The sequence below is a fragment of the Arthrobacter sp. LAR12-1-1.1 genome, from assembly GCF_040676555.1.
Lineage (GTDB): Bacteria > Actinomycetota > Actinomycetes > Actinomycetales > Micrococcaceae > Arthrobacter.
Map to the genome: position 1 here is coordinate 308,728 of NZ_JBEGIG010000001.1, position 18,395 is coordinate 327,122.

Below are 18,395 nucleotides of genomic sequence, written 5' to 3' on the forward strand. Positions count from 1 at the left end.
ATCCTGGACGCCGGCACCATCAGCGCTGTTGAGTTTGACCAGATCAACAGCAAGGTTGTCCTCTGGGGCCAGAGGCCTCTAGGCACCCCATTGGCGGCGATGAAAGTCTGGAATCATGACAAGTTCGGATCCTTTTGTGATTGTGGTCGGGTTTGACGGCTCCAAGCAGTCGCGTGGCGCCCTCGAATGGGCCGTCGACGAGGCCCGGTATCGCGATGCCGAGCTGCGAATAGTGACTGTTTGGAGCAAGGCACCGATGTCGTGGTACCCCACGCTGCTGGAAACCGCCGCGGGGGAAGTCGTGGCGGAAGCGTCTCCGGAGCAGCAAGCCGCAGCCCTCGGCGCGGAGGCGGCGAGGGCTGCGGAGGGTTTAAAGGTGGTGACGCGGACCGTCCACAGCGACTCGGCGGCGTCGGCAATTCTTGACGCCGCACGGGAAGCCAATCTGGTGGTGGTCGGCTCGCGCGGCCACGGCGGCTTCGCGGGCCTGCACATCGGATCGGTTTCCGCCCAGGTGACCGGCCACTCGCCGTGCCCTGTCCTGGTGGTCCGTCCGATACCTTCCTGAGTCTCCCGCCGACAGGCCGCGGACGTCCAGCGGCTTATCGGCGAGAAATTGGAATAAGTCGGTGCGACTTACCCGGCTTCAGGGCAGTACCTTGTAGAGGTCGATGACCGTCTCTTCGGGCTGAGCGGTGAAGCCGCCCTCAATTCCATCTTGCATCCGGGGCATGAGGATCGTGTCCCGGAATTTCTCCCAGCTCTCCTTCGAGTCATGGACGGCCATGATGGTCCAACCGCCCTCGGAAGCCCCGGCGGCATGGAAGATCTGACCCTCCGGCAGGCGCCCCTCGCCTGGATGGACCGCCGCAAGCGACGCCTCGTACTGCTCCTTGGTGCCTCCCCGGAAAAAGTGCACGATTCCGTAGGGCGTGGTCTCCATAACAACTCCTAGGCTGGTGGTTGGGACTGGACAAAGCCAGTCCTAGACTCCGCCACCGTTCACGTCAAGTGCTTTTGCCTTACGCCTGCGCCTGGTGCCGCACTCCGGCGCTGGCCTCGGCGTTGAACCCGAGATTTCGGGAGACCGCCCTGGCTGTGGCCTGGACTGCCGGCGCCAGCACGTTCGGGGGAGTCGCGCCGTCGGGAACCACGATGGAAAGTGCTGCGGCGACGGCGCCCTGGGCATCGAAAATGGGGGAGGCCACGGAGACGGTCCGGGAGGGCGCTGACCTTCTGATCATGGCGACGCCAGTGCGGCGCACGTCGGACAGCGTGCGTCTGAGCTGCCCCTCCGGCATGGCGTCCACGCCGGCCTCCTCATCAGCGGGTTGCTTGATGACGGCTTCCTGGAATGCAGTGTCCGCACCGGCCAGCAACACCAGGCCGACGGCGGTGGACCGGAGCGGTGCCCGGCCGCCCACCCGGTACGCCACCTCGGTAGCCTGCTTGGACGACAGCCGTTCAATCAGCACGGCCTCGTCCTTGTCGAGCACAGCCAGGAGGACGTGATGGCGTGTTACTTCGAAAAGGTCCTCAAGATAGGGCAGCGCGATTTCCCTCACGCCATGGCCCCGAGGCGACAGTGACGCGACTTCCCACAGCCGTACTCCGACGACGTATCGACCGTCGTCGAGCCTTTCCAACGCACCCCAGGCCACCAGCCGGGCGATCAGCCGGAGCGCCGTCGGCGCTGGCATGTCCGCGTACCTGGCCATTTCGGAGAGCGTCAGGGCGCGACGCCGGTCCGTGAACACAGCCAGAAGGCTCAAGGCACGGTCGATGACGGGTTCGCCCTGCTTTGGCCGCTTGCCGCGTGCAGGTGCGGGGGGTGTGGGCCCGGCGCTGTCCGGATCCCTTTGCGGGACTGCTGTCATTTCAACCGTTCCTAGTTCGTCGCCAGTGACCCCCACCACAATAGTGTTTCGCCCAATGAAACTCCTAGCTAATGCCCCATGGCTGCGGCGCTCTTGGGTGGGGCGTCAACTGGCCGGCGCCGGTTCAAACGGACTCAGTCACCCTCGTCCCGGCAAGGCTGCCGAGGAACTTGGCACTCGCCTTTGGGGTCCGTTCCTGCGTGGCCCGGTCCACCGCGATGAGGCCGAACTTCGGACCGTAGCCAAAGATCCACTCGAAGTTGTCGAAGGCTGTCCAGGCGATGTAGCCGCGGACGTCGATGCCGTCGGCCAGGCAGGACGCCACGCCGGCTACCGCCGTGCGGAGGTACGCCAGCCGCTGGGCGTCGTCGTCGGTGGCCAGGCCGTTCTCCGTGATGATGACAGGGATGCCGGCGATCCTGGCTGCCTCCCGGATGGTCGCTTCGAGGGCCTCAGGGTAAATTTCCTCGCCCATCTGGTTCGTCTCGGCACCTTCGGGGACCGGTGCCACTCCGTCCGGGCCGAACACCGTCCGGCCGTACGTCTGGATCCCCACGAAGTCGTCGTCGCGGGACGCCACGAGGAAGCGTTCGTTGACCTCGCGACGGATCCTGTCCGCCCGGTCCTGGCCGCCTTCGGCTGCCTGGATGTCGGTGTTGGCCAGGGTCCACCCGACCGGGAGCTCCGGCCGGATCGCTTTGATGGCGGCCCGGCCCTCGCGGTGTGCAGCGAGCTTGATGTCGAAGCCGGCCTCGGAGACCGTGAACTGGAAGGGCGCCACGCGGCTCGCGTCGATCCCGAGCCGGTCTGCTGCGGCCGCCCACAGCGGCACCTCTGCCCTGCGTTCGGGGGCCTCGCCGCCGAGACCGAGCTCCTTGAGCAGCCAGGGGAGGTTCGGCTCGTTGAGTGTGCAGGCGACGCCGATGAGGTCGCCGAGGTGCCGCATGGCCCGGTCGCAGTAGCGGGCGAACCGTTCGGGGGTCTGCGGGTCCTCCCAGCCGCCGGCCGCCAGGAGCCATCTGGGTGAAGTGAAGTGATGGAAAGTGACTACCGGGGTGAGCCCGTGTTCATGGCAGGTCTCGAGCACGCGGCGGTAATGATTGAGTTCCGCCACTGAGAAACAGCCCTCTTCGGGCTCGATGCGTGCCCACTCCAGCGAGAAGCGGTAGCTGGTGAACCCCAGGCCGGCGATCAGGGCGATGTCCTCGCGGTATCGGTGGTAGTGGTCGACGGCGTCTCCGGACGGTTCGGCGAAGATCGTTCCGGGGAGCCTCTCAAGGAACCAGCAGTCACTGTTGACGTTGTTTCCCTCGACCTGGTGGGCTGCCGTGGCGACGCCCCACAGGAAATCGTGCGGGAAGGCAAAAGAGTCGGTCATCTGGTTCCTTTCGATCTGAGCGCCAAGCGACTGTGCGTGGGCTGACTGTCCATCCTCCGTGGTCAATGTCAGGGGCGGGGTGGCCGTTTTCATTGGTTGAAAGGCTCACCGCTGTTGACGCGGACATTGCGCGTCCACCCGGGACCCGTCCGGAGTGACCCCCACCACAATACTTTTTCAATCAATGACATTCTCGTGTTTCCGTTTGAGGCGTCGCCGTGATCCTTGAGTGAGCCGGTCACCGAGACCCATCTGACGAGAGGGGCTCCGGCGCAACGGCCCGGAAGCTGGTCATGGACGATCGGCATACAGGCCGCCAGGCTCCCCGGATGTTGACCCCCGTTTGCTGAGAAAGAATGCGAAGGCGCACTACATGAAACTTCTGAACTCCACCGCACGACGGAGCGCGGCCGTTCTGGCCGGGGCGCTTCTCATGAGCTCGCTCACCGCCTGTGGCGGCGGGTCCCAGGCGGCAACCGCCGCCAACAAAGACACACTGACCATCGCCGTCGACAGCGACAGCGCTTCCTTCGGCTTCGATCCGCTGCGTGTCGCCGACGCGCAGCGGCAGTTTTTTGAAGGCCTCTACGAAAACCTCATGACCCTGCAGCCGGACGGTTCTGTTGGACCGGGCTTGGCCAAGGAGTTCAGCTACAGCGCGGACAATACGGTCCTTACGCTGACCCTCAAGGAAGGCGTCACCTTCACGGACGGCGCTACCCTGGATGCGGCACTGGTGAAGGCTAACCTGGACCGCCGCAGCGACCCTGCACTCAGCGCCTACTCCGCAATCGCCCAGGGCGGAGCCCAGGAAATCACGTCGGTGAGTGTTGTCAGTCCCACGCAGGTGGCCATCAAGTTCGCCAAGCCGCAGCCAGGGTTCGAAAAGAACCTCGCCTCCACCATGGGCATGGTTGTCGGCAAGACCGGTGTTGCCGACACGGCCAGCCTCGCCGCAACCCCGGACGGCTCCGGCCCCTACACGCTCGACCCCTCCACGGTTAAGGGCAACAAGTACGTCATGGTGAAGAACGCCAAGAACGCCGACGCCGCAGACTACGCCTACAACAAGATCACCTTCAGCGTCATCCAGGATCCCCAGGCGCGCGCCAACGCTCTCGTCTCCGGCCAGGCCGACGTCGCCATGCTCACCTCACCCACGGTGGACTTCGCAAAGTCCAAGGGCCTCGGCGTGTCCCAGATCGGTGGAACCCTGCACACCATGGTTTCCTTCGACAAGACCGGGAAGACCGCCCCCGCCTTTGCCAGCGAGAAGGTCCGCCAGGCGTTCCAGTACGCCATCAACCGCAAGGCCCTGGTAGAGGCACTGCACAAGGGTGACATTCCCGCCTGGAACGCCCTACCCAAAGACTCCGCCGGGTTCACGGCGGAACTGGAATCCACATTTGCCTACGACCCGGAGAAGTCCAAGAGCCTGCTGGCCGAGGCCGGCTACGGTAACGGCTTCGAGTTCACCATTGTTGGCAGCGCCGAAACCCAGACGGACCTGCAGGCCGTCCAGAAGGATCTGGCCGCCGTCGGAATCAAAATGAACATCAAGATGGCTTCCTCCACCGATGAAGCCTTCGCGGCCGTCGCAACCACACCCCTCGGCTACGCCGCGCTCGGCTGGGACAACCCGGTGGGCCTGATGTACGGCGTGGTCCTGAACGGGTTCACCAATGTGCAGAAGGCTTCCGATGAGCAGTTGACGGCCGCCACGGGCGAGGCCGCAGCCGCGAAGGACGACGCCGCCAAGAAGACCGCCCTCACCAAGCTCAACACCCGCTTGGTGGAATCCGGCTGGATGATCCCGCTCTACGAGTCACTCACCAACCAGGGCTACAACACCAAGAAGGTCCAGCAGGTGAAGTTCGCGGGTTCGAACGCGTACCCGCTGCTCTCGTCCTACGCACCCGCTAGCTGATCACTGAACCCTGCCGGATGGCCACCCCGCCTTTGCAAGGGGGGCAGCCGTCCGGCAGGTCCTGACCGATGGAGGTCACCATGGCACTATTCATCACCAAGCGTCTGCTGATGGCGCTGGCCACCGTGCTGGTGGTCGCGGTACTGGCATTCATGCTGGTGCACGCGATGCCCGGCAGCCCCGGCGCTGTGTCCCTGGGTGCCGGCGCCTCCCAGGAGGCCATTGACGAGGTCAATCGGCGGCTCGGCTGGAACGACCCGCTCCTCGCCCAGTTCTTCCGCTGGTTCGCAGACGCAGTCCAAGGCAATCTGGGCACGTCCCTCATCGACGGCCGATCCGTCTCGGCGGATCTGGCCAACAGGCTGCCCGTGACCGCGTCGCTGGCCGCCGGCGCCACAGTGCTGAGCGCTGTCCTCGGCATTGGCCTGGGCGTGACGGCGGCGGTCCGGGGCGGCATCACAGACCGCATCGTCGGCGGGATCTGCGGCCTGGCCGTGGCGCTGCCTGCCTTCTGGATCGGCATCATCTTCGTGTACCTGTTCGCCGTCCAGTCCTCGGTCTTTCCCGCCACTGGTTACGTCCCCTTCGAGGTCTCGCCGCAGGACTGGGGCCTGTCCCTGGCCTTGCCCGTGATCACGCTGGCCGTAGGCGGCGCGGCGTTCATTGCCCGCCAGACCCGGGCCTCCATGCTCGAGGCGCTGCAGCAGGAACACATCCGCACGCTCCGCGCCACAGCCACCCCCACCTGGAAGATCCTCTACATCCACGCCCTGCGCTACGCCAGCCTCCCCATCGTTGCCGGCATCGCACTGCAGTTCATCGGACTGTTCGGCGGTTCCGTCATCGCGGAGCAGCTGTTCGCCATGCCGGGCCTGGGCCAGGCCGTCCAGACCTCCGTCAGCACCCACGACGCCCCCGCCGTCCAAGGCGTGGTGGTCATCGCCACCGTCGTGGTGGTGGCAGTGAACCTGGTGCTGGAACTCGCCACCAAGTTCCTCGACCCGAAGTTGCGTGCCTCATGATCCCGAACGTCGCCCCAGCCCCTGCCGACAGCGCCCCAGCCCCTGCCGACAGCGCCCCAGCCCCTGCCGACAGCGCCGCAGCCCCGGCCGTCCAGCCCACGTCCGGAGCGCCCAAAGTCGGCCGGCCCAAGTTTGGTCCGCGGGCCGCCTTTGGCAAACTTTCCGCGAACCGGCTGTTCGCCTCTCCCGGAGGTGCGGCCGGCGTCGTATGGCTGGCCGCCATAGTGGTTGCCTCGCTGACAGCCCAATGGTGGCTACCCTACAAAACGGAGGACCAGGACTTCACCGCTGTCCTGTCCGGTCCCACCGCCGCGCACTGGCTCGGCACCGACGAACTCGGCCGGGACCTCCTCAGCCGGATCTTCGCTGCCGCCGCCGGCACCCTGGGAACCTCACTGATCACGGTGATTGTCGGCGTCGGGCTTGGAACCGCCCTGGCGATGGTGGCAGCCGGCGGAGACCGGACGGAAGGAGCGATCAGCCGTGTCACCGAGGTCATGATGTCCCTGCCCGGCACCGTCATCATCCTGGCGGTCATCGGGGCCGTGGGAACCAACATCCCGCTGATCATGGCCATCCTGGGCGTCCTCATCTCCGCCGGCATCTACCGCGTCATGCTGGGCCAGGCCAAGTCGCTCCAGTCACAGCTGTACGTGGACGCCGCCAAGGTGGACGGCGTCAGCGCCCTGGGGATCAGCCTCCGCCACGTCCTGCCCGGACTGACCAACACCGTCGTGGTCCAGTCCGCCCTCATCTTCGCCGTCGGCATGCTCATTCAGGCCGGCCTGGCGTTCATCGGCTTCGGCCCGCCCATCCCACAACCCAGCTGGGGCGGCATGATCCAGGGCGCCTCGCAGCACGTCTACGACGCCCCGTGGCTGATGGTTCCCACCGGTGCAGTGCTTGCCCTGACCGTCCTTGCCGCGAACGCCATTGGCAACGCCCTGGGGAAGGCGCCGAACGCTTACGTCTCGCACCTGCCGTCGGCAGCGGCGCGCCGCCGGCGTGCGCGTACGGTAGCCGAGGCGGGTGCCGCTGCGGGCGCCGCTGGTGCGGCAGCCGACACGGGAGCCATCCCGGCGAAAGGCCAACTGAGCGTCCGCGGACTCTCTGTAGGGGTCGACGGCGGAACTCCGCTGGTCACGGACGTCTCGTTCGATGTCGGGCAGGGAACCGTGCTGGGCCTGGTGGGGGAGTCCGGCTGCGGCAAGACCATGACGGCGCTGTCCCTGCTGGGACTGCTGCCGGCCGGGGTGGCCGCCACCGGCGGACAGATCCTGTGGAACGGCAAGAACCTCGCCGCCGCCACGGAGCACGACCTGGAAAATATCCGCGGCCGGGACATCGCCCTGATCTCACAGGAACCCATGCGGGCCCTAGACCCCATGTTCACCGTGGGCTACCAGCTCACCGCGGCCATCCGCCGGCTGCGGAAGGTGGGCAGAGCCGAGGCACGGGCCCAAGCCCTCGGCCTGCTCGAAAAAGTGGGCATCGTGGACGCCAACCGCATTCTCAAGACCTACCCGCACCAGATCAGCGGCGGCATGGCCCAGCGCGTTGCCATCGCCCTCGCACTGTCCGGCCGGCCCCGGCTGCTGGTGGCCGATGAACCCACCACAGCGCTGGACGTCACCGTGCAGGCCGAAATCCTTTCGCTGCTGCGCTCCCTGGTGAAGGACACCGGGATGTCCGTGGTGATGGTGACGCACGACCTGGGCGTCGTGGCGGACATCTGCGACAACGTCGCCGTGATGTACGCCGGCCAGGTGGTGGAAAGCGGACGGACCGCCAATATTCTCGACAACCCCCGCCACCCTTACACCCTGGCGCTACTGGCCGCCGACCCGCACGCCAACACCGCGGCGGACATGCCTGAACGGCTCGCCACCATCAGCGGCCAGGTTCCGCAGCCAAAGGACTGGCCCACCGGCTGCCGCTTCATGGCGCGCTGCCAGTTCGCCGGCTCCGCGTGCGCCGCCCCGGTGCCGCTGCTGTCCTCCGGCTCCGAGGACGGACTGGTCCGCTGCGTCAAGGCGGACGAACTGGCGGTGGAGGGCCTGGCATGGGTTGCCACCGAAGTGCCCACTCACCGAGTACTGAAAATCGTCGAAAAGGACCTGGCATGAGCATCGAGACGGCAGAACGGCAGGACACGGCGCCAGTTGCGCCGGAGCAGCCCATACTGGAGGTCAAAGACCTGCTGGTCCGGTACGGCCGCGGCCGGAACGCTGCAGCGTCCCCGGCAGCGGTGGACGGCGTCAGCTTCTCCATCCGTCCCGGCGAGACCGTAGGCCTGGTGGGGGAATCCGGCTCCGGAAAATCCACCATCGGCAAGGCAATCCTTGGCCTCCAGGCGAGCGCCGGCGGCACGATCAGCTATCAGGGCAAGGACATCACCCACGCCGATGCTGCAGAGCGCCGCGCCCTCGGCGGTGAACTGCGGGCGGTCTTCCAGGACCCCAACTCCTCGCTGAACCCACGCCAGAGCATCGGTGCTTCGCTGGCCGAGCCGCTGCGGATCCGCGGAGTCACCGCCGCAGTGGCGCGCGGGAAAGCAGAAGCCATGCTCGAACGCGTGGGGCTGCCCCGCGAGGCCGTGGACCGCTATCCCAGCCAGTTCTCCGGCGGCCAGCGGCAGCGGATCGCAGTTGCCCGTGCCCTGATCTGCGAACCGAGGCTCATGGTCTGCGATGAGGCCGTCAGCGCCCTGGATCTCTCCACCCAGGCCCAGGTGCTCAACCTCCTGGCCGACCTCCGCGACGAGCTCGGCCTGAGCTACCTGTTCATCGCCCACGACATCTCGGTGGTCCAGTTCCTGGCGCAGCGCGTTGTGGTGCTCTACCGGGGCCAAGTGATGGAAAGCGGGCCCTCGGAAGCGGTCACGGAGTCGCCCAAGCACCCGTTCACCCAGGCTCTCGTGGCGGCCTCGCCCGTGCCGAGGCCCGCGGAACAGGCCGAGCGGAGGATACTGCGCGAATCCCTTGGCGTCCGCACGGCCACTGCGGTGGCGGCGTCGCCGGGGGGCTGTCCCTTCAGCCAGCGGTGCCCGCTCGCCACGGAGCTTTGCACCGCCGAGCGTCCGGCCCTCCGCCGGGTGGGCGCGTCCGACGTCGCCTGCCACTACGCCTGATGCCCGCGTCCAGCCCCACTTGAGATCCGCCTAAGCCAGATCAGCACAACGTCAGGGAGCTTCCCCCGCATGAACCACCCCACGCGCCTTCGGACCGATCACCTCAGCGAAGCCTTCGGGATCACCAATACGCTGCCTAGATTCAGCTGGACCCCGCCGAACGGCACGCTCCGGCAGACCGCCTACCAGCTCACCACCAGCAACGGCTGGGACACCGGGCGCGTGGACGGCGGCACCCATGGCTTTGTGCCCTACGCAGGGCCGGACCTTGGCTCCCGGGACCGTTTCGACTGGAAGGTCCGGACCTGGAACGTGGCCTCTGACGGCACCGAAGTCCTGTCCGCCTGGTCCGAGCCGATGGCCGTGGAACTGGGCCTGCTGCATCCCGGAGACTGGACCGCGCAGTGGATCGGCCCCGACGAACCGGCGGTTCAGGATCCAGGGGAGCGCCCCGGACATGCGCTGTCCAAGACCTTCACGCTGGACAAAGCCCCCGAAACGGCGCGCGCCTATGCCACGGCCCACGGCATCTATGAGCTCTTCATCAACGGCGTGCGGGTGGGGGACCAGCAGCTCACACCGGGTTCGACGAGTTACCACAGCACGCTCCAGGTGCAGACCTGCAATATCGCAGCCCTGCTCCGGCCCGGCGCCAATACCGTACGGGCCGTCCTCACCGACGGCTGGTACCGCGGCACCTTCGGGTACACACGCGACGCCGACATGTACGGAACGCAGACGGCCTTCCTGGCCCAGCTGGAGCTGGAGTCCGGCGGAGAACGGACGGTCATCGGCACCGACGACTCCTGGCACGTTTCCGCGACGGAGATCGTCAGCGCTGACCTTATGGCCGGCCAGCGGGTGGATCTTCGCCGCCGCCATCAGGGGGCAGGGCGCGCGGTTCTTCGCAATGGTGGCGGTGCCACCCTCACCGGCCCGGTGGCACCGCCCACACGCATCGTGGAAGAGCTCAGCCCGGTGGCCATCAGGCGGCTAGCCAACGGCAACCAAATCGTGGACCTGGGCCAGAACATCAACGGCTGGATCCGCCTGAGCCGGCTTGGCACCCCCGGCGAGACTGTCACGCTGGTGTACGGCGAAGCCCTGGGCTCTGACGGCGACGTCACCCAGGAGCACCTCCGTCCGCATGATTTCCGCAGTCCGGGGCAGTTCCTCGGCGCCGGACAGGTGGATTCCGTGGTGGCCTCGGGAGCCCCGGGCGAGGTGTTCGAACCGCGCCACACCACCCATGGCTTCCAGTACATTGCCGTGCAGGGCCTGGACGCAGACCTGGAACCGGCGGACATCGTAGGATGCATGGTCCAGACCGACCTGGAGCGCCTGGGCACTTTCAACTGCAGCGACGGCAGGCTCAACAAGCTCCACGACATTGTGGAGTGGAGCTTCCGCGGCAACGCCTGTGAAGTTCCCACCGACTGCCCGCAACGGGAAAAGGCCGGCTGGACCGGAGACTGGCAGCTGTTTGTGCCCACCGCCGCCTACCTCTTCGACGTGGCAGGTTTTACGGCGAAGTGGCTCAGGGACGTCCGGACCGATCAATGGGACAACGGGGTAGTCGCCAACATCTCTCCCTCGCCGGGCCCGGAGGTAACCAGCGCCGACTTCATGGCCTTCACAAACGGGTCCTCAGGGTGGGGAGACGCGGTGGTCATGGTGCCCTGGGAGATCCATCTCGCCACCGGTGACACCGGCATCCTGGAACAGAACTGGGAGGCAATGGAACGCTGGCTCGGCTTCATCCGCAGCACCGCGGAGGGCAACCGGCACCCGGCCAGGGCGGCGGCGCACGCCACGCCGGCCCCGCATGAGCAGTACCTCTGGGACACCGGCTTCCATTTCGGGGAATGGATGGAACCAGATGGCCCTGCGCCGGACCTCTTCGCCTCCCGCTCCGCCGACAACGGCATCGTGGCCACCGCCTACTACCGGCACTCCTCCGCCATCATGGCCAGGATCGCCGCCGTCCTGGGCAAGGAGGACAAAGCCCGGGAACTCGGGGAGCTCTCCGATAACGTCCGCCGCGCGTGGCAGCAGGAATACCTACGGGCAGACGGAACAGTGGCAGACGGAACAGTGGCAGACGGAACGGTGGGAGCCGGAGCCGCCAGCGGCTCCAGCCAGGCCAATTGCGTGCGCGCGCTGGCCTTTGACCTGGTTCCGGACAGCGGCCGGTCCGCGGTGGTCACACAGCTGGTCACCCTCGTCCGCGGCGCCGGAACGCACCTTGGCACCGGCTTCCTGGCCACCCCCTACCTGTTGCCCGTACTCGCCGATAACGGACAGCTGGACCTCGCCTATGAGCTGCTCATGCAGGACTCCGAGCCCTCGTGGCTGGTGATGGTGGACCGCGGTGCCACCACCATGTGGGAAGCATGGGACGGAATAGGCGCGGACGGAACAGCGCGCCAGTCGCTGAACCACTACAGCAAGGGCGCCGTTGTCTCGTTCCTGCACCGCTACATGGCGGGCCTGCGTCAGGCACCCGGGAGTGCGGCCTACGAACGGATCATTATCGAGCCGCGTCCCGGCGCCGGGATCACATCTGCGGCCACGTCGCACCGGGGCCCACAGGGCCTCATCGCCGTCAGCTGGGCAATTGGCGACGGCGGGATCACCCTCGTTGCGACCGTCCCGTCCGGCACCACAGCGGAAGTCCGCCTCGCCGGCCAGCCGAACACCGCCGTCGGGCCCGGAACCCATACCCTCACCGCCCCTGCCGGCGGCAACGACCACCAGAGCCAACTTGCAAGGAGCGCATCGTGACCCCGGACCCCGCCACAGCCATGGAAACCGTCCCCGGCGAAAGAGAGCAGGTGGGACCCGCCGGGTTGCCGGCCCCGGCCTTCCCGGCGTTCCTGCCCCCGGGCCACGCCGAAGTTGTATCAGAGGACTCCGCAGTGCACCGCGAAGTCAGCTACGCGATCACCGTCGGATTCCGCCGCCTCGCCATGGACATCTGGCTGCCGCGGAACACCGGCGGCGCGGTTCCGCTGGTCGTGTGGATCCACGGCGGTGCGTTCCAGCTCGGTGACCGCCGCGAACTGCCGCCCACCTTCGCCAAGGATTCCGTCTTCCGGCTCCTCAACGAGGCCGGGATCGCGTGCGCCACCGTGGACTACCGCCATGCCTTGGAAGCACCGTTCCCGGCTCAGCTGCACGACCTCAAGGCCGCCGTCCGGTACCTCCGCGAACACGCAGACATGCTGGGTATCGACGCCGGACGGATCGGCGCCTGGGGCGAGTCGGCCGGCGGGCATCTTGCCGCCCTGCTGGGACTGACCGGCCGCCGCGACGACCTGGAAGGCGGCCTAGGAGTCCAGGGCCACTCCAGCGCCGTGAGCGCCGTCGTCGACTTCTACGGCGTGTCCTCGCTGCCGGACATGCCGGCCATGAACATTCCCCCGGCCATGATGAACGGGCCGTTGAGCGCGGCGGTGCCGGACGGCATGACCCTCGAGCCGGGCCCCATGCTGGTGGGCGGCACCGCTGACGCCGCCCTGCTGGCCGCCGCGAGCCCGCTGGGCTATGTCAGTGCCGACGCGCCGCCGTTCCTGCTGGTTCACGGCGACAGCGACGGCCTGGTCCCGCTGTCCCAGAGCGAATTGCTGGCCGCGGCGCTCGCTGATGCGAACGTCCGCCACGAACTCATCCCCATCCGGGGCGGTGACCACTGCTTCTTCGGTGCCGAAGGCCAACTGGACGGCATCCTCGGCACGGCGGTGGATTATTTCGTCCGGGGGCTTTAGGGGCGGGCCCAATTTCCGGCGGTAGCATTCCGGTATGGCTATCGCACGCTTCCCAGGTCTCGTCATTGACTGCCCCGACGCCCGGGCCCTCGCAGCCTTTTACGGTGCCCTGCTCGGCTGGAACGTGAAGGTTGACGGTGCCTGGGCCGAGATCCGCCCGGACGACGGCAGCGACTGCATTTCGTTCCAGCAGGTGGACGGCTACCGGGCGCCGGAATGGCCGGGCCAGGTGATGCCGCAGCAAATGCACCTGGACCTTATGGTGCAGGACCTGGACGAAGGCGAGAAGGTCGCCGTCGGGCTGGGGGCCACCAAGGCCGACACGCAGCCGGGCACCACCTTCCGGGTTTTCCTCGACCCGGCCAGCCACCCCTTCTGCCTCTGCGTGGACTGAGGATTCTGCCCTGACTGTTTCTGCATTGAACAGGCAAATTCGTCATGCCCGGTCAGATTCGGCAGCGGCACAAGCCCGCTCTCCCATCCGGTTTCCAGTCAATGAAACGTCGCTAGCGGGCGCATTGCCGTTCCCGGGACGCTGGGGGGAGCCCAAGTCTTCCCCTTCGTGACGAAACGAGCCGACGTTGACTCCAAACACCCTTCGCTTCCCGTTCCAGGACGCCGCCCTCCCGATGGCCACCGTTCCCTCCACCCCCCGCTTCGAACACCACGAGGAGCCCTTCGGCATCGGCGAGGACCGGCCCCGGCTTTCCTGGCAGGTCGCCGCCGGCATACCTGACTGGGTTCAGACCGCCTACGAACTCCAGCTGGGCCCCGATGAGGCCAGCTGGACAAGCTACGGCCGCACCGAGACCAGCGAGCAGCTCCTGCAGCCCTGGCCCGCACCGCCGCTGGAGAGCCGCCAGCGCGTCGCCGTCCGCGTCCGTGTCTGGGGCAACGGCGGCGACGCGCCCTCCGAATGGAGCCCCGTTGCCTACGTAGAGGCGGGATTGCTGAACGCGTCAGATTGGCAGGCAGCCATGATCCGGCCGGCCTGGGACGAGGCCAGCGACGCCAACGAGCCGGCAGCGCGCCTGAGCCGGACGTTCGAAATGGCCGGGCCGGTGGCTTCCGCCCGGCTCTACGCCAGCGCCCACGGCGTCTACGTGGCGCACATCAATGGGCACCGCGTGGGCCGGGACATCCTGACCCCGGGCTGGACCAGCTACCACCACCGCCTGCGCTACCAGAGCTACGACGTCACTGAGTATCTCCGGCCAGGCACTAACGTGATCGGCCTTGAGTTCGCGGACGGCTGGTGGCGCGGAAACCTGGGCTTCCAGGAGAAGCGCAACACGTACGGGAACCGCACCGCCGTGATCGCCCAGCTGGAAATGACCGACGCCGGCGGGGCAGTCAGCGTGATTGGCTCGGATGCGTCGTGGCTGGCCGGGCACGGGCCGGTGCTGTCGGCAGACCTGTACGACGGCGAAACCTTCGATGCGCGGCTCGGGAACCGTGGCTGGGCCGGGACCGGACCTGAGACCGGAGCGGGCACCGTCACGCTGCAGCCCGCCGTCGTGGTTGGCGGATTCGATCCCGCAGTCCTGGTCGCGCCCGACGGCCCGCCCGTCCGGGCCACCGACGAGCTGCCGGTCAAGGCACTACTGGGAACGCCGTCCGGAAAGACCATTCTGGACTTCGGCCAGAACCTGGTGGGCCGGGTGCGTTTCAAGGTGACCGGTGCGGCCGGAACCGAAGTGGTGCTGCGGCACGCCGAGGTCCTGGAGCATGGCGAACTCGGCGTCAGGCCGCTGCGCGTAGCCAAGCAGACCGACCGCTACATCCTGCGCGGAGATTCGGGCGGCGAGACCTGGGCGCCCGAGTTCACCATCCACGGGTTCCGCTATGTGGAGGTGAGCGGCTGGCCCGGCGAGCTGGACCCCGAAGCGTTCACCGCCGTCGTGATCCATTCTGACCTGCAGCGCACCGGCACGTTTGAATGCTCCGATCCGATGCTGAACCAGCTCCACTCCAACGTGGTGTGGGGGATGCGCGGGAACTTTGTCGACGTGCCCACGGACTGCCCGCAGCGCAACGAGCGCCTCGGCTGGACCGGCGACTTCCAGATCTTCGCCGCCACCGCGTCCTTCCTGTACCGGATCCCCGGCTTCACCACGTCCTGGCTCAAGGACCTCGCCGCGGAGCAGGGGACAGACGGGCCGCCGCCCCTGGTGGTCCCGGAAGTGGTGGCCGAAAAGCCGCCGTTCCCGGACCGCCCGGTGATGGCCGCCTGGGGTGACGCCGCCGTGCTTGTTCCCTGGGTGCTGTACCAGCGCACGGGGGACCTCGGGTTCCTCCGCCGGCAGCTGCCGGGGATGATGGCCTGGCTGGAAGCCGCGGCCCATGCCGCCGGCCCGGAGCTGCGCTTTGAGCACGGCTTCCAGTTCGGCGACTGGCTGGACCCGGCCGCACCACCGGACTCACCCGGCGATGCGCGCACCCCCTGGCAGCTCGTGGCGCAGGCCTACCTGGCGTACTCGGCGTCGGTGGCAGGCGAGGCTGCCGGACTGCTGGGGCACGACACGGACTCGGAGCGGCTTCGCGAGCTGTCCGCCCGGTCCCGGGCGGTGTTCCGGGAGCGCTACCTTGACGACGCCGGCCGGCTCCGGCCATCCACGCAGACGGCCTACGCGGTGGCCCTGCGCTTCGGACTCCTCGAACCGGCGGAACACGCCGCCGCGGCCGCCCGGTTGGCGGAAACCGTGGAAGCCGACGGCTACCGCATCGCCACCGGGTTCGTGGGAACCCCGCTGGTCTGCGACGCGCTCAGCGATGGAGGCCAGGCGATGGCGGCCTACCGCCTGCTCCTCCAGACCGAGTGCCCGTCCTGGCTGTACCCCGTGACAATGGGCGCCACCACCATCTGGGAACGCTGGGACTCCATGCTCCCGGACGGGAGCATCAATGAGGGAGAAATGACGTCCTTCAACCATTACGCCCTCGGTGCCGTGGCTGACTGGATGCACCGTAATGTGGCCGGCTTGGCGCCGGCCGAACCCGGTTACCGGAAACTCGCCATCCGGCCGAGGCCCGGTGGGGGGCTGTCGTGGGCCGCTGCCCGGCACGAGACCCCTTATGGGGAGGCTGCGGTGCGCTGGGAGCTGGCGGGCCAGGAATTCTCGCTGTCCGTGACGGTCCCGGCCGGCTGCACCGCCGCGGTGTACCTGCCCGACGGCGGGAACAGCGGCATCGAGATCGGGTCCGGGACGCATTCGTTCAGCTGCGCGGTTCCTTCAGCTGCCGCAGGCGCCCGCGAGCCGGTGTTTCAGCCATGAGCCTGGATGTGGAGCTGGCCGGTCTCATGCACCACGTGGCTGAAGCCACCTCCTTCACCGAGCTCCTCGCCGACCCTGCCGGGATGCAGCGGCTGGAGGCGTTCAGCGGTGCGGGTCTGCCCTACACGGCCCCTGACATTTCCATCCGCTCGGTGGAGGCGCCGGGGCCCAACGGGCCCGTGCCCATCCGGATCTACGGCCCCGGCAGGCAGGTGTTGGACGGAGGCCGAGGCGCCGGGGCAGGGCTCACGTCCGGTGCCGTGCTGCCGGGCCTGGTGTGGCTGCATGGCGGCGGGTTCGCCGGCGGGACCCTGGACATGCGGGAGGCCGACCAGGTTGGGCGTGAACTGGCCCACCGGACCGGCGGCGTGGTGTTCTCCGTCGACTACCGTCTGGCCCGCGACGGCGTCCACTTCCCGGTCCCGCACGAAGACGCGCTTGCGGCGTGGAGCTGGGCCGCCGCCCACGCCGAGGAGCTGGGGGTGGCGCCGGAAGGCCTGTGCCTTGGCGGCGCCAGCGCCGGCGGGAACCTCGCCGTCGGCGCCGCCATGTATCTCAAGGACGCCGGCCTGGCCTTGCCCGCCAAGCTGCTTCTGGCGTACCCGTTCCTGCACGCCGAGCTTCCCCCTCTGGAGCCGGCCGCTGTGCCCGACGGCAGGGTGCTTTCCGGGCTGCCGCGGATACTGCGCTTCACCGGGGACGACTGCCGGGCACTGGTGGAGAACTACATCGGCGGCCCCGCCGGGATGGCGTCCTCGTATGCCCTGCCCGGCCATGGCGATCCTTCGGGGCTGCCCCCGGTGGCGGTCATAGCCTGCGAATACGATGACCTGCGTTCTTCGGCTGAGCTGTTCGGGGAATCGCTCCGCGCGGCCGGCGCTCAGGTGGCATTCAGGCTGGAAACGGGGGCGACGCACGGGTACCTCAACCACTCGGCGGCGCTGGCGATCGTGCAGCAGGGGCTGGCATTCCTTGCGGCGGAACTGGCCTCGGCAAAGCCCTTTCAATGATTGAAATCCGTGGTTTGCGGCGGCCCGGTGATCCGACAGTCTTATGGGGAGACGCCGGGCATCATGGAACCGGCGCACAAGTGAACCGGCGCAGGAAAACGGAGGGAGTCGACGATGACGGAAGCTCGGGTGCTGAGCGGCATCGAATTCGCCCGCGCGGGCGACGAAGGATCCCACCCGCTGCTACTGGACCTCTACCTTCCCGGTCCTGAGGGCGGGGCGGCTCCCCGCCCCGCGGTGGTCCATTTCCACGGCGGCGGCTGGCGCGTGGGGGAGCGCTCCTCCCTGGGCCCGGTCCTGGACGGATTCGGCATCAGCGCCTTCGAAAAGCTCACTGACGCCGGATTCGTGGTGGCATCGGCCGACTACCGGCTTAGCCACGAGGCGCACTTCCCGGCCCAGCTGCACGACGCGAAGGCCGCCGTCCGCTGGCTGCGGAACCATGCCGCCGACTACAACGTGGACCCGGACCGGATCTACGCGTGGGGCGACTCCGCGGGCGGCCATCTCGCCAGCCTGGTGGGTCTGACCGCCAATGCCGGCGGCGCCGATGCTGACGCTGCCGTCGCCGCGGTGGCAGCCTGGTACCCGCCCACGGACCTGGGCAGGATGGCCGAACAGAGCCTCCCCGCCGCCGTCGCCCGGGCCGACGACCCCGGATCCCGCGAGGAACTCCTCGTCGGCGCCGTGCTGACAGACGAGCCGGCGAAGGCGGCAGCGGCCAGCCCCATCAGCTACGCCAGCCGTTCGGCGCCGCCGTTCTTCCTGGCCCACGGAACCGCTGACCGCTTCGTTCCGCCCACCCAGTCAGCATCGCTGGCTGCCGCGCTGGAAGGTGCCGGCGCCGCCGTCGAACTTCTCCTGATTGAGGACGCAGACCACATGTGGATCCTCCCGGACCACAGCCAGGCCGCGGCCGAGAAGGCGATGGGGGCAACGGTCTCGTTCTTTCTCCGGCAATCCCGGCCCCCGGACACTCAGGCCACCTGACCGGCCACTGCACAACAGC

14 protein-coding genes are annotated in these 18,395 nt (G+C 67.9%); 11 read left to right on the forward strand and 3 right to left on the reverse strand.

Features of this window, described 5'->3' with window-relative positions; all coding sequences use genetic code 11:
- Positions 1-115 precede the first annotated feature (115 nt).
- Positions 116-568 (forward strand): universal stress protein, encoded by a 453-nt coding sequence (locus MRBLAR12_RS01430; RefSeq protein ID WP_364742913.1) that lies wholly within the window; start codon positions 116-118, stop codon positions 566-568.
- A gap of 78 nt (positions 569-646) precedes the next feature.
- On the opposite strand, the gene MRBLAR12_RS01435 is transcribed toward MRBLAR12_RS01430, so the two are convergent.
- The 3 genes from MRBLAR12_RS01435 to MRBLAR12_RS01445 all read right to left on the reverse strand — a co-directional run bounded on the left by MRBLAR12_RS01435 (position 647) and on the right by MRBLAR12_RS01445 (position 3,255).
- Positions 647-943, reverse strand: a complete 297-nt coding sequence (locus tag MRBLAR12_RS01435; RefSeq protein WP_364742916.1) for a hypothetical protein — start codon at positions 941-943, stop codon at positions 647-649.
- Between the two features lie 79 nt (positions 944-1,022).
- Positions 1,023-1,877 (reverse strand): IclR family transcriptional regulator, encoded by an 855-nt coding sequence (locus tag MRBLAR12_RS01440; protein ID WP_364742919.1) that lies wholly within the window; start codon positions 1,875-1,877, stop codon positions 1,023-1,025.
- Positions 1,878-2,001: 124 nt separating this feature from the next.
- Positions 2,002-3,255 (reverse strand): glycoside hydrolase family 1 protein, encoded by a 1,254-nt coding sequence (locus MRBLAR12_RS01445; protein ID WP_364742922.1) that lies wholly within the window; start codon positions 3,253-3,255, stop codon positions 2,002-2,004.
- Positions 3,256-3,628: 373 nt separating this feature from the next.
- Between MRBLAR12_RS01445 and MRBLAR12_RS01450 the strand changes: the two genes are divergently transcribed.
- The 10 genes from MRBLAR12_RS01450 (at position 3,629) to MRBLAR12_RS01495 (ending at position 18,376) form a co-directional block, all read left to right on the forward strand.
- Positions 3,629-5,182, forward strand: coding sequence for an ABC transporter substrate-binding protein (locus MRBLAR12_RS01450; protein ID WP_229995819.1), 1,554 nt, complete (start codon positions 3,629-3,631; stop codon positions 5,180-5,182).
- Between the two features lie 68 nt (positions 5,183-5,250).
- Positions 5,251-6,204 (forward strand): ABC transporter permease, encoded by a 954-nt coding sequence (locus MRBLAR12_RS01455; RefSeq protein ID WP_364742925.1) that lies wholly within the window; start codon positions 5,251-5,253, stop codon positions 6,202-6,204.
- Positions 6,201-8,330: a dipeptide/oligopeptide/nickel ABC transporter permease/ATP-binding protein gene (locus MRBLAR12_RS01460; protein WP_364742928.1), complete on the forward strand. Its 2,130-nt coding sequence runs from the start codon at positions 6,201-6,203 to the stop codon at positions 8,328-8,330. The genes MRBLAR12_RS01455 and MRBLAR12_RS01460 overlap by 4 nt, the downstream gene beginning before the upstream one ends.
- The gene (locus MRBLAR12_RS01465; protein WP_364742931.1) at positions 8,327-9,334 is read left to right on the forward strand and encodes an ABC transporter ATP-binding protein; all 1,008 of its coding nucleotides are present in this window, start codon (positions 8,327-8,329) and stop codon (positions 9,332-9,334) included. The genes MRBLAR12_RS01460 and MRBLAR12_RS01465 overlap by 4 nt, the downstream gene beginning before the upstream one ends.
- A 69-nt stretch (positions 9,335-9,403) precedes the next feature.
- Positions 9,404-12,118, forward strand: a complete 2,715-nt coding sequence (locus MRBLAR12_RS01470; RefSeq protein WP_364742934.1) for an alpha-L-rhamnosidase — start codon at positions 9,404-9,406, stop codon at positions 12,116-12,118.
- On the forward strand, positions 12,115-13,101 hold the full coding sequence (locus MRBLAR12_RS01475) for an alpha/beta hydrolase (protein ID WP_356815868.1): 987 nt from the start codon (positions 12,115-12,117) through the stop codon (positions 13,099-13,101). The genes MRBLAR12_RS01470 and MRBLAR12_RS01475 overlap by 4 nt, the downstream gene beginning before the upstream one ends.
- A 34-nt stretch (positions 13,102-13,135) precedes the next feature.
- Positions 13,136-13,495: a VOC family protein gene (locus tag MRBLAR12_RS01480; protein ID WP_364742937.1), complete on the forward strand. Its 360-nt coding sequence runs from the start codon at positions 13,136-13,138 to the stop codon at positions 13,493-13,495.
- A gap of 187 nt (positions 13,496-13,682) precedes the next feature.
- Positions 13,683-16,376 carry a family 78 glycoside hydrolase catalytic domain gene (locus tag MRBLAR12_RS01485; protein WP_364742940.1) on the forward strand — a complete coding sequence of 898 codons (2,694 nt, stop codon included), beginning with the start codon at positions 13,683-13,685 and terminating at the stop codon, positions 16,374-16,376.
- Complete coding sequence (locus MRBLAR12_RS01490) at positions 16,373-17,386, forward strand: alpha/beta hydrolase (protein WP_364742943.1); 1,014 nt, start codon at positions 16,373-16,375, stop codon at positions 17,384-17,386. Before MRBLAR12_RS01485 ends, MRBLAR12_RS01490 begins: the two co-directional genes overlap by 4 nt.
- Before the next feature lie 114 nt (positions 17,387-17,500).
- Entirely contained in the window at positions 17,501-18,376 is an 876-nt protein-coding gene (locus tag MRBLAR12_RS01495) for an alpha/beta hydrolase (RefSeq protein WP_364742946.1), read from the forward strand.
- Positions 18,377-18,395: the final 19 nt, after the last annotated feature.

What these genes read in the sequence shown, in the direction of transcription:
- MRBLAR12_RS01490 (WP_364742943.1), top strand. Translation starts at nt 16,373, where the DNA reads ATGAGCCTGGATGTGGAGCTGGCCGGTCTCATGCACCACGTGGCTGAA.
- MRBLAR12_RS01470 (WP_364742934.1), top strand. Translation starts at nt 9,404, where the DNA reads ATGAACCACCCCACGCGCCTTCGGACCGATCACCTCAGCGAAGCCTTC.
- MRBLAR12_RS01430 (WP_364742913.1), top strand. Translation starts at nt 116, where the DNA reads ATGACAAGTTCGGATCCTTTTGTGATTGTGGTCGGGTTTGACGGCTCC.
- MRBLAR12_RS01465 (WP_364742931.1), top strand. Translation starts at nt 8,327, where the DNA reads ATGAGCATCGAGACGGCAGAACGGCAGGACACGGCGCCAGTTGCGCCG.
- MRBLAR12_RS01495 (WP_364742946.1), top strand. Translation starts at nt 17,501, where the DNA reads ATGACGGAAGCTCGGGTGCTGAGCGGCATCGAATTCGCCCGCGCGGGC.
- MRBLAR12_RS01480 (WP_364742937.1), top strand. Translation starts at nt 13,136, where the DNA reads ATGGCTATCGCACGCTTCCCAGGTCTCGTCATTGACTGCCCCGACGCC.
- MRBLAR12_RS01440 (WP_364742919.1), bottom strand. Translation starts at nt 1,877, where the DNA reads ATGACAGCAGTCCCGCAAAGGGATCCGGACAGCGCCGGGCCCACACCC.
- MRBLAR12_RS01450 (WP_229995819.1), top strand. Translation starts at nt 3,629, where the DNA reads ATGAAACTTCTGAACTCCACCGCACGACGGAGCGCGGCCGTTCTGGCC.
- MRBLAR12_RS01445 (WP_364742922.1), bottom strand. Translation starts at nt 3,255, where the DNA reads ATGACCGACTCTTTTGCCTTCCCGCACGATTTCCTGTGGGGCGTCGCC.
- MRBLAR12_RS01460 (WP_364742928.1), top strand. Translation starts at nt 6,201, where the DNA reads ATGATCCCGAACGTCGCCCCAGCCCCTGCCGACAGCGCCCCAGCCCCT.
- MRBLAR12_RS01455 (WP_364742925.1), top strand. Translation starts at nt 5,251, where the DNA reads ATGGAGGTCACCATGGCACTATTCATCACCAAGCGTCTGCTGATGGCG.
- MRBLAR12_RS01435 (WP_364742916.1), bottom strand. Translation starts at nt 943, where the DNA reads ATGGAGACCACGCCCTACGGAATCGTGCACTTTTTCCGGGGAGGCACC.